10 protein-coding genes are annotated in these 10871 nt (G+C 76.6%); 3 read left to right on the top strand and 7 right to left on the bottom strand.

What is annotated here, in order from left to right; genetic code table 11:
- Positions 1-565: NUDIX hydrolase (locus tag AC5FZL_RS12115; protein ID WP_493618945.1), on the top strand; the 565-nt coding region annotated here is incomplete at its 5' end.
- Complete coding sequence (locus tag AC5FZL_RS12110) at positions 562-1746, top strand: MarP family serine protease (RefSeq protein ID WP_493618944.1); 1185 nt, start codon at positions 562-564, stop codon at positions 1744-1746. The genes AC5FZL_RS12115 and AC5FZL_RS12110, both read left to right, overlap by 4 nt.
- A gap of 21 nt (positions 1747-1767) precedes the next feature.
- Here the strand turns inward: AC5FZL_RS12110 and AC5FZL_RS12105 are convergent, their stop codons facing one another.
- The 7 genes from AC5FZL_RS12105 to AC5FZL_RS12075 form a co-directional block, all read right to left on the bottom strand.
- Positions 1768-2565, bottom strand: a complete 798-nt coding sequence (locus tag AC5FZL_RS12105) for an alpha/beta fold hydrolase (RefSeq protein WP_493618942.1) — start codon at positions 2563-2565, stop codon at positions 1768-1770.
- Between the two features lie 170 nt (positions 2566-2735).
- Positions 2736-3176, bottom strand: coding sequence for a phage holin family protein (locus AC5FZL_RS12100; protein WP_493618940.1), 441 nt, complete (start codon positions 3174-3176; stop codon positions 2736-2738).
- 93 nt (positions 3177-3269) lie between these two features.
- Positions 3270-4592, bottom strand: coding sequence for a Na+/H+ antiporter NhaA (nhaA, locus tag AC5FZL_RS12095; protein WP_493618938.1), 1323 nt, complete (start codon positions 4590-4592; stop codon positions 3270-3272).
- Between the two features lie 105 nt (positions 4593-4697).
- Entirely contained in the window at positions 4698-6665 is a 1968-nt protein-coding gene (gene acs, locus AC5FZL_RS12090) for an acetate--CoA ligase (RefSeq protein ID WP_493618936.1), read from the bottom strand.
- Positions 6666-6794: 129 nt separating this feature from the next.
- Positions 6795-8462: a monocarboxylic acid transporter gene (locus tag AC5FZL_RS12085; RefSeq protein WP_493618934.1), complete on the bottom strand. Its 1668-nt coding sequence runs from the start codon at positions 8460-8462 to the stop codon at positions 6795-6797.
- Positions 8459-8830, bottom strand: coding sequence for a DUF485 domain-containing protein (locus AC5FZL_RS12080; protein ID WP_493618932.1), 372 nt, complete (start codon positions 8828-8830; stop codon positions 8459-8461). Before AC5FZL_RS12080 ends, AC5FZL_RS12085 begins: the two co-directional genes overlap by 4 nt.
- Positions 8831-8958: 128 nt before the next feature.
- Positions 8959-9618 (bottom strand): hypothetical protein, encoded by a 660-nt coding sequence (locus tag AC5FZL_RS12075; protein ID WP_493618930.1) that lies wholly within the window; start codon positions 9616-9618, stop codon positions 8959-8961.
- Positions 9619-9786: 168 nt separating this feature from the next.
- Between AC5FZL_RS12075 and ssd the strand changes: the two genes are divergently transcribed.
- Positions 9787-10871: septum site-determining protein Ssd (ssd, locus tag AC5FZL_RS12070; protein WP_493618929.1), on the top strand; the 1085-nt coding region annotated here is incomplete at its 3' end.

Genomic DNA, 10871 nt, shown 5'->3' with positions numbered 1-10871 from the left:
CCTGCTCGGCCCCGGGCCGGACGGCGGCGGCGACGTCGTCCTCCTCGAGCGTGCAGCGGACATGCGCTCGCACCCCGGTCAGGTGGCGTTCCCCGGCGGGGGCGTGGACGCCGCCGACGGCGACGACCCGGTGCGCGCGGCGCTGCGCGAGGCCACCGAGGAGACGGGCCTGGACCCCTCCGGCGTCGAGGTGCTCGGCACCGCCCCCGAGCTCTACCTGCCGCCGTCGGGCTTCCTCGTCGCGCCCGTGGTCGCCTGGGAGGCCGTGCCGAGCGCGCTGGGCGTCGGCGACCCCCGCGAGGTGGCCCGCGTGCTGCGCGTCCCCCTCTCCCGGCTCGCCGACCCCACCACCCGCGCCAGCGTGCGCGCCGGCAGCGGCTGGGTCGGCCCCGCGTTCGTGCTCGAGGACCTCGTGGTGTGGGGCTTCACCGCCGTCCTGCTGTCCGGGCTGCTGCGCCTGGCCGGTCTCGAGCAGCCCTGGGACGCCGCCCGCGTCGTCCCTCTGCCCGACCGCTTCACCGACCCGCGGCCCGCCTCGGCACCGGCGCCGGGCGGTGCGCGGTGAGCGTCCTGGACGTCGTGCTGCTGCTCGTGCTGATCGGCTACACGATCGCCGGGCTGCGCCAGGGCCTGCTCGTCGGGCTGCTCTCGATCGGCGGCTTCGTGGGCGGCGCCGTCGTCGGCATGTCGGTGCTTCCGCCGCTGGTCGACGGCTGGGAGCCGGGGCTGCGGCGCACCGCGGTCATCGTCGTCGCGGTCCTGGCGGTGGCCTGGCTGGGCCAGGTGGTCGGGGCCCTGGTGGGGCGGCGGCTGCGGGCCGTCGTCGTCTGGCGCCCCGCCCGGGCGCTGGACTCCCTGCTGGGGGCCGTGGCCGCGGTGGTCGCCGTCGCCCTCGTGACCTGGTTCGTCGCCGGGGCGGTGCGCGGCGGGCCGCTGCCGTCGCTGTCGCGGGCGGTGGCCTCCTCGGAGGTCGTGGCGGTCATCGACGACGTGGTGCCGCCGCAGGCGGAGCGGCTGTTCGCGGGGTTCCGCTCGGTGGTCGAGGCCCAGGACTTCCCCCGCGTCTTCACCGGCCTGGCCCGGGAGCCGATCGCGCCGGTGGACCCGCCGGACGCCTCGGTCGTCGGCCCCGCGGCCGCGGTGGCGGCGGGCGGCACGGTGAAGATCACCGGCCTGGCGACCGAGTGCGCCCGCGGCAGGGAGGGCAGCGGCTTCGTCGTGGCCCCCCGGCGCGTCGTCACGAACGCGCACGTCGTCGCCGGGGTGGACGACCCGGTGGTGCAGGTCGGCGGGCAGGGGCCCCTGCTGACCGCCTCGGTGGTGCTCTTCGACCCCCAGCGCGACCTCGCGGTGCTGGCGGTGCCCGACCTGCGCGCGGAGCCCCTCGGGATCGGCCGGGCGCTCGGGCCCTCGGCGGACGCCGTCGTGGTCGGCTTCCCCCAGGACGGGCCGTTCACCTCCGTGCCCGCTCGGGTGCGCGAGGTCGTGCAGGCCTCGGGCCAGGACATCTACGGCCAGGGCGGCGTCCAGCGCGAGGTGTACTCCCTGGCCGCGCAGGTCGAGCCGGGGAACTCCGGCGGTCCGCTGCTCGACGCCGGGGGCAGCGTGGTCGGCGTCGTGTTCGCCCGGTCGCTGGACGACGCGGACACCGGCTACGCGCTGACGCTCGCCGAGGCGGCCCCGGTGCTGCAGGGCGCCCAGGAGGCGACCTCGGCCGTGGACACCGGCCCCTGCACGACCGGCTGAGCCGAGCTCAGCCCGCCCGGCTCAGCCCAGCGCGGCCGGCAGCCAGTCCAGCAGCAGGGCGGTGGTCTCCTCCGGCGCCTCCTCGGTGAGGAAGTGGCCGGCGCCCGCGACCTCGGCCCGCTCGTGCGGCCCGCTCACCCACGCGGCGCTGGCCCCGGCGGCGGACGCCGGGAAGGCCCCGTCGTCGCTGCCGTGCAGCTGCAGCACCGGGACGCCGACCGGACGGGCCACCGCCCGGGCGAAGGCCCGGCCGTCGCGCCGGCCCACCGAGCGCACGGCCCAGCGGTAGTACTCCAGCGCGGCGTAGGCGGTGAAGGGCACGCGCATCTCGGCGCGGTGCTCCGCGACCACCGACGGCGGCGGCCACCCCGGCGCCGACCACTGCGCCAGCACCTGCTCGACGAGCGACCCGTCGCGCACGGCCCGCTCGGGCAGCACCGGCACCTGGGCGGCGGCCACCACCCGGGCGGCGGCGGCGCTGACGTGCCGGCGCGCACCGGGCCCGCGCACGGCGAGGGGGTGCGGCACGCCCAGGGCGGCCACCGCTGCGGTGCTGGCCGGCTGCAGGGCCGGCATCGACCAGGCGATGACCGCGCCCCAGCCCGTGCCCGCGACCACGGCGCGCGAGGCGCCCAGGCAGCGCACCACCCCGGCCACGTCGGCGGCGAGGGTGGGGGTGTCGTAGCCGCGGGGCGGCTTGTCCGACGCCCCGTAGCCGCGCAGGTCCATCGCCACGGCCCGGTACCCGGCCGCCGCGAGCGCCGGCAGCTGCGCGCGCCAGGTGCGCCAGGTCTGCGGAAAGCCGTGCAGCAGCAGCACGAGCGGGGCCCGGCCGTCGTCCGGCCCGGCCTCGGCGACGTGGAAGCGGGTGCCGCCGGCGGCGAGGAACCGGTGCCGCCAGGGCCCGTCGTCCAGCAGCTGGGCCGCGTCGACCGGCCCGTCGCCGGCGCTCGCGAGGAGCCCCGGCGGCGGGCCGCCGGGGGTGCCGGTCAGTGGCGGCCCTTGAGCGCCTCGATCGACTGCTTGGACGTCGCCACGGTGCGCTCCGGGGTGCCGACCTTGCTCATCCGGCCCTTGCCGACCAGCGCCAGCACGCCGGCGACGACGAGGAGCAGGATCCCGACGATGAGGAAGCCCAGCCACGTGGGCAGGCCCTCGGCGATGCCCCAGGCGGCCGCGAAGAGCAGCATCACGAAGGCCAGCAGGCCGAAGACCGCGGCGCCGGCGAACAGGCCCGCGCCCATCGCGGCCTGCTTGACCTCGCGCTGGATCTCGGCCTTGGCGAGGGCGACCTCGGCGCGGAGCAGGGAGGACACGTCGCGGGTGGCGTCGGCGACGAGCTGGCCGATCGTGCGCTCCCCGCCGGTCGTGCCCGGCGTGCCCGCAGCGCGCTGCGTCGTCGCCGAGGTCGTCGGCATCTGGTGGCTCACGGGTACCTCCTGCGGTCGGTCCTGCCGCGGGGCACCGCGGCGCTCGCCCGCGAGCCTAGGGGCGTGGGAGGGGCCCCGCTCGGTGACGACCCCTCACCGGCCCCCCGGCCCGGCCTGGTCGACCCACGCGTCCGGGACGCCGTCGCCGTCCTCGTCGCGCTCGGGGCCCTCGGCGATGCGCCGGTAGGTGCGGTCGCGGGCGCGCAGGAGCGCCGCGCCGAGGACGGCGGAGACCAGCGAGCCGAGCAGGATCGCCAGGCGCACCCGCTCGTCCTCCTCGCTGCCCGCACCGAAGGACAGCTCGCCGATGAGCAGCGAGACGGTGAAGCCGATGCCGGCCAGGAGACCCAGGCCGACCATGTCGACCCAGGCTAGGTGCTCGTCGAGCTCGGCGCGGGTCACCCTCGAGACCAGCCACGTGGTGCCCACCACGCCGACGAGCTTGCCCACCACGAGGCCGGCCGCGACGCCGATCGCGACCGGGTCGCTGAGGGACTCCGCGAGGCCCCCGCCGCCGGAGACCGAGACGCCCGCGGCGAAGAGCGCGAACACCGGGACGGCGACGCCGGCGGAGAAGGGGCGGATCCGGTGCTCCAGGTCGAGCGTGAGCCTGCGCCCGCTCTGCCCCGGCCGCAGCACCGGCACGAGGAGGCCGAGCACGACGCCGGCGACCGTGGCGTGCACGCCGGACGCGTGGACCAGCCCCCAGGTGAGAAGGCCGAGCGGCCACAGCAGCCACCACCGGGTGATCCGGCGCTGGACGAGGAGGCGGAACGCGGCCATCGGGACCAGCGCCAGCCCCAGGGGCAGCCAGGACAGGTCGTCGGTGAAGAACACCGCGATGATCGTGATCGCCAGGAGGTCGTCGACGACGGCGAGGGTGAGCAGGAACGAGCGCAGGGACGCCGGCAGGTGCGCGCCGACCACGGCCAGGACGCCGAGCGCGAAGGCGATGTCGGTGGCGGTGGGGATCGCCCAGCCGCGCAGCGGCCCGCCGCCGACGACGTTGACCAGCACGTACACCAGGGCGGGGGCGGCCATGCCGCCGACCGCGGCGAGGATCGGCAGCGCGGCGCGCGAGGGCTGGCGCAGGTCGCCCACGACGAACTCGCGCTTGAGCTCCAGGCCGACGACGAAGAAGAAGATCGCCAGCAGCCCGTCCGCCGCCCACTCGGCCAGCGACAGGTCGAGGTGCAGGGCCGCCGGGCCGACCGTCCACTCCCTCAGCGCCCGGTAGGCGCCGGACCACGGGGAGTTCGCCCACACCACGGCCGCCACGGCCGCGACGAGCAGGACGAGGCCACCGGCGGTCTCCGTGCGCAGCAGCTCGGCGACGTAGCGCGGGTCGGCCGGGCGCGGCAGCAGCCTGCCCCCCAGGCGGGAACGGGGCGGGCTGGACGGGTCGGGGCTGGCCACGGCGGTCTCCTCGGGGCAGGCGTCATCGGACGCCGACCAGACTTCCCGGCACACCTGCAGCCAGTGTGGCAGGTGGCCGCGCCCCGCGTCCCGGCGGAGAGGAGCTCAGTCCTCCGCGCCCGGGCGGTGCACCCCGGCCTGGATCGCGGCCATCACGCTGGAGTCGGCCAGGGTCGTGACGTCGCCGACCTCGCGGTCCTCGGCCACGTCGCGCAGCAGCCGCCGCATGATCTTGCCCGAGCGGGTCTTCGGCAGCTCGGGAACGACCATCACCTGGCGCGGCTTGGCGATCGGGCTGATCTCCTTCGCCACGTGGTCGCGCAGCTGCTTGACCGTGTCCGGGCCCTCCACCGAGCCCGAGCGCAGGATGACGAAGGCGACGATGCCCTGCCCGGTCGTGGCGTCCGAGGCGCCGACCACGGCGGCCTCGGCGACCGAGGGGTGGGAGACCAGCGCCGACTCCACCTCGGCGGTGGAGATCCGGTGGCCCGAGACGTTCATGACGTCGTCCACGCGGCCGAGCAGCCAGATGTCGCCGTCGGCGTCGCGGCGGGCGCCGTCACCGGCGAAGTAGCGGCCCGGGAAGCGCGACCAGTAGGTGTCCCGGTAGCGCTCGGGGTCGCCCCAGATGCCGCGCAGCATGCCCGGCCACGGCTCGGTGAGCACGAGGTAGCCGCTGCCGTCCGCCAGGGGCCGGCCCTCGTCGTCCACCACGTCGGCGGCGACGCCGGGCAGCGGCACCTGCGCCGAGCCGGGCTTGAGGGTGGTCACCCCGGGCAGGGCGGAGAGCATGATCCCGCCGGTCTCGGTCTGCCACCAGGTGTCCATCACCGGCGTGCGGTCGCCGCCGAGGACCCGGCGGTACCAGAGCCAGGCCTCGGGGTTGATCGGCTCGCCGACGCTGCCGAGCAGCCGCAGCGACGACAGGTCGTACTGGGCCGGGACGTCCTCGCCCCACTTCATGAACGTGCGGATCGTCGTCGGCGCCGTGTAGAGCAGGGTGACGCCGTAGGTCTGGACGATCTCCCACCAGCGGCCCTGGTGCGGGGTGTTCGGCGTGCCCTCGTACATCACCGACGTCGTCCCGTTCAGCAGCGGGCCGTAGACGATGTAGGTGTGGCCGGTCACCCAGCCGATGTCCGCGCCGCACCAGTAGACGTCGGACTCCGGGTGCACGTCGAAGACGTTGCGGTGGGTGTAGGCGGCCTGGGTGAGGTAGCCGCCGGTGGTGTGCAGGATCCCCTTCGGCTTCCCGGTGGTGCCGGAGGTGTAGAGGATGAACAGCGGGTGCTCGCTGTCGAGCGGCACTGCGGCGTGCTGGGCCGGCGCCGCGGCCAGCGCCTCGTCCCACCAGACGTCGCGCCCCGGCGTCCAGGCCACGTCCTGGCCGGTGCGCCGGACGACCAGCACGTGCCGGACGCTGGCCGCCCCCTCGGACAGCGCGTCGTCGACGGCCGGCTTCAGCGCCGCCGGCTCGCCCCGCCGGTAGCCGCCGTCCGCGGTGATCACCAGGGTCGCCTCGGCGTCCTCGATGCGGGTGCGCAGGGCGCCGGAGCTGAAGCCGGAGAAGACCACGCTGTGCGGGGCGCCGATCCGGGCGCAGGCCAGCATCGCCACGACCGCCTCGGGCACCATCGGCAGGTAGATCGCCACCCGGTCGCCGGTGGTGACCCCCAGCGCCTCCAGCGCGCCGGCCGCGCGCTGCACCTGCTCGTGGAGGTCGGCGTAGGTGATCGTGCGGGTGTCGCCGGGCTCGCCGACCCAGTGGATCGCGACCCGGTCGCCGTTGCCGGCGGCCACGTGCCGGTCGACGCAGTTGGTCGCCGCGTTGAGCTCGCCCCCGACGTACCAGCGCGCGAAGGGCGCCTGCGACCAGTCGAGGACCTCGCCGAAGTCGGTGTCCCACTGCAGCAGCCCGCGCGCCTGCTCGGCCCAGAACCCGAGCCGGTCGGCGTCCGCGCGCTGGTACAGCTCCGGACCGGCGACCGCCTGCTCCGCGAAGCCCGCCGGTGGCGGGAAGGTGCGCGCGTGGGCGTGGTCGGCGGTGTCGGTCGCCGGGCTCGCGTCGGTCATGCGGTCCTCCGTGCAGCAGCGTCGGGGCAGCGGGAACGCGGCCAGACTAGTGGTGCGGCGCGGGGGCCCGGACGCACGACGACCCGGGCCGCTCGGCCCGGGCCGTCGTGCGCCACCGCTGCGGTGGTGTCAGTGCTGGACGGCCTTCTCGGCGCCCGCGCCGGTGAGGGAGCGGACCTCCATCTCGGCCTGCAGGGTGTCGTGGTCGCGCTCGGGGCGGCCGGTGACGGTGCCGAGCCAGCCCAGGAAGAAGGCCAGCGGGATGGAGACCAGGCCCGGGTTCTCCAGCGGGAACCAGGCGAAGTCCACGGACGTGTTCCTGATCATCGACAGGCTCGCCCCGGTGGTCGGGTCGACCTTGCCGCTGACCACGGGGGAGAAGGTGATGAGCGTGATGCAGCTGATCAGGCCTCCGTAGATCGCCCACAGCGCCCCCCGGGTGTTGAAGCGCTTCCAGAAGAGGGAGTAGACGATCGTCGGCAGGTTCGCGCTGGCCGCCACGGCGAAGGCCAGGGCCACGAGGAAGGCGATGTTCTGGCCGATCGCGAACATCCCGCCGACGATGGCGATGATGCCGATGACGACCACGGTGCGGCGGGCGACCACCACCTCGGCCCCGGAGTCGACCTGCCCCCGCTTGATGACGCTGGCGTACACGTCGTGGGCGAAGGAGGCCGCGGCGGTGATCGCCAGGCCGGCGACCACCGCGAGGATGGTCGCGAAGGCGACGGCGGCGATGAAGCCGAGGAGCAGGGTGCCGCCCAGCTCGTAGGCCAGCAGCAGCGCGGCGCTGTTCGCCCCGCCGGGCGCGGCCTTGATGGCGGTCGGGCCCACCAGCGCACCGGCGCCGTAGCCCAGGACGAGCGTGAACAGGTAGAACAGGCCGATCAGCCAGATCGCCCAGACCACGCTGCGCCGGGCCTCCTTGGCGTCCGGCACCGTGTAGAAGCGCATGAGCACGTGCGGCAGGCCGGCGGTGCCGAGCACCAGGGCCAGGCCGAGCGAGAGGAAGTTGAGCTTCGTCGTCGTGCTCAGGCCGTACTGCAGCCCGGGGCCGAGCAGGCCCTCGGCGTTGGTCGACCCCTCGGCGAGCGCGGTCTGGACGGCGTCGCCGAGCAGGCTGGAGAGGTTGAAGCCGTACATGACGAGCACCCAGACCGTCATCGCCGCGGCGCCGCTGATGAGCAGCACGGCCTTGACGATCTGCACCCAGGTGGTGCCCTTCATGCCGCCGATGAGCACGTAGGCGATCATGAGGACGCCGACCACGGCGACGACGGCGTACTGCCCGCCGGTGCCCTCGATGCCGAGCAGCAGGGCCACCAAGCCGCCGGCGCCGGCCATCTGCGCCAGGAGGTAGAAGAAGCAGACGGCGAGGGTCGCCAGCGCGGCCGCCATCCGCACCGGGCGCTGGCGCAGCCGGAAGCTGAGGACGTCGGCCATGGTGAAGCGGCCGGTGTTGCGCAGCAGCTCGGCCACGAGCAGCAGCGCCACGAGCCAGGCCACGAGGAACCCGATCGAGTACAGGAAGCCGTCGTAGCCGTTGAGCGCGATCGCCCCGGCGATGCCGAGGAAGCTGGCCGCCGAGAGGTAGTCGCCGGCGATCGCGGTGCCGTTCTGCGGCCCGGTGAAGGAGCGACCGCCGGCGTAGTAGTCGGCGGCGGTCTTGTTGTTGCGCGAGGCCCGCAGCACGATGACCAGGGTCACCGCCACGAAGGCCAGGAAGATCGTGATGTTGACCCACGGCTCGCCGACCGCCTCGGGCGCCGCCGCGGCGCTCAGGACCGGCGCGCTCACCGCTTCACGCCCGCGGTCTCGACCCGCTGGCGCAGCGCGGTGGCGGCCGGGTCGAGCTTCCGGTCGGCCCAGCGCCGGTAGGCCATGGTGATCGCGAAGGTGCTGACGAACTGGCCGAGCCCGAACAGCAGGCCGACGGTGATGTTGCTGCCGCCTAGGCGGGTGCTCATGAAGTCGGGCGCGAAGGCGGCCAGCAGCACGTAGCTGGCGTACCAGACGAGGAACGCCGCAGTGGTCGGGAAGATCACCCGGCGGAAGCTGGACCGCAGCGCGGCGAAGTCCTCGCTGGCCTGGACCCCGGCGAAGGTGTCCGGTCCCTCGGGAGGCCTGCCCGGCGTCGGTGCGGCTGGGCGGTCGGCGATGGACATGCGGCCTCCTCGGCGCCGGCTCCGTCGCCGGCCTGTGGTCGCGCACACTGGCCCGTGCGGGGGCGGGTCGTCAACACCGCGCCCGGGAGGCGACCGGTTCGCGGCGGGTCGTCCCGCGGCCGGGCGCGTCAGGCCCGGTCGCTGAGCGCGCAGGCTCGCTCGAGGCCGCCGGCCCAGGACAGGGAGCCGGGCACGGACAGCGCCAGCACGTGCTCGGTGCCGTCCGCCGTGCGCACCACCGCGGTCGGCGCCCCCGGGGCGAGCCGCTCCTGGTCGAGGCAGGGCACCGGGCCGGAGAGCAGGACGCTGGCCGCGCCCCCGGCCTCGATCTCGCGGCCGCCCTCGAGGTCGTCGTCGAAGTCCTCGGCGGGGCCGGACAGGCGCACCTCCAGCAGGGTCACCGGCACCCCGCCGGTGTTGACCAGCTGCAGCTCGAGCAGCGCGCGGGTGTTGTAGTCGTAGCTGCTCGGGGCGCGGGCGGTCACCAGCGCGCCGCCTCCGACGACCACCTGCGCGTGGGTGCGGTCGTGCTCGTCCGCCAGGGTGCTCGCGCGGGCGGCGGCCAGCGGCCCGACCAGGGCGGCGGCCAGGGCGGCCGCCGCCACGGCGCCCAGGGGCCCGCGCACCCAGCCGGGCGTCCGCTCGGGCCACGCCGGGGGCCAGCGCCGTCCTGCGCGCCGGGGGCGCGGCGCCGCTGCGAGGGGGGCGTCGAGCGGGGCGTCGAGCGGGGCGGGCCCGCCCGGTCCGTCGTCGAGGTCCACCACGAGGACGCCGCTGTCCTGGGCCACGGCGCCAGGCTACGGCTCCTCCCGCCCACAGGCCCCCCGTGCGCCCCGCCGTCCCCAGCGCCGCAGCGGGCCCCGCCCGTCGCGGCGCGGCCCGGGCACCGTCGACCTGCCCGGCGTCGCCCGGGGCGGGACGGGTCCGGGACGGGCCCGGGGCGAGGAGGGGTGGTGGTGGCGGTGGAGGCGGCCGGCACGCGGGTGGAGGGCGTCCTGCTCGTGACGGGGCGCGCAGCGCTGGTCGAGGAGGTGGGGCGGCTGGCGGCGGCCGCCGGCGCGCCCGTCGTCGTCGTCCCGGACGCCGGAGAGGCGGGGCGGGCCTGGCTGGAGGCGGGCCTGGTGCTGCTGGGGGACGACGCCGCGGCGCTGGGCGTGCCCGTGCGCCGCTCGGGCGTGCTCCTGCTCGCCCCCGGCCCGGCGGACGACCGGGTGTGGCGGCGGGCGGTGCAGGTGGGCGCGGGCGGCGTGGTCGAGCTGCCGGGCGGCGAGCAGGCGCTGCTGGAGGAGCTGGCCGCCGCGGCGGAGCCGCGCCGCCACCGGCCCACCGGGCGCGTCGTGGGGGTGGTGGGCGGCAGCGGCGGCGCGGGCGCCTCGGTGCTGGCCGTGGCCCTGGCCCGGGTGGCCGCGCGCGAGCGCGCGGTGCTGCTCGTCGACGCCGACCCGCAGGGCGGTGGGCTCGACCTCCTCCTCGGCGCGGAGGCCGAGCCGGGGCTGCGCTGGCCCGACCTCGCGGGCGCCCGCGGCACCGTGCGCGCCTCGCTGCTGCGCGAGGTGCTGCCGGTCGTGGACCGCGTCGCCGTGCTGTCCTGGACGCAGGGCGGCGCCGGTGCCGCCGGCGGCCCGCTGCCGCCCGCGGCGGTGGAGGCGGTGCTGGACGCCGGGGCCCGCAGCCACGACCTCGTCGTGGTGGACCTGCCGCGCCGCGACGACCCGGCCACCCTCGCGGCCCTGTGGCGCCTCGACCTGCTCGTGCTGCTCGTGCCGGGGGAGCTCCGCGCGGTGGCGGCCGCCCGGGGCCTGGCGCAGGTGCTCGTGCGCCACGCCGGTGACGTGCGGGTGGTCCTGGCCCGCCGGCCGCGGGCGGCCCTGGACGCCGACGTGGTCGCCGACCTCCTCGAGCTGCCGCTGCTGGCCCAGATGGAGGCCGAGCCGGGGCTGCCCGCTGCGCTGCACCGCGGCGAGCCGCCGGGCTCCTGCCGCCGGGGCGCGCTGCGCCGGTGCAGCGCCGCCGTGCTGGCCGCGCTGGAGGAGCGCGATCC

The sequence above is a fragment of the Quadrisphaera sp. DVD1 genome, from assembly GCF_058932755.1.
This window is presented reverse-complemented; position numbering and strand designations above follow the sequence as displayed.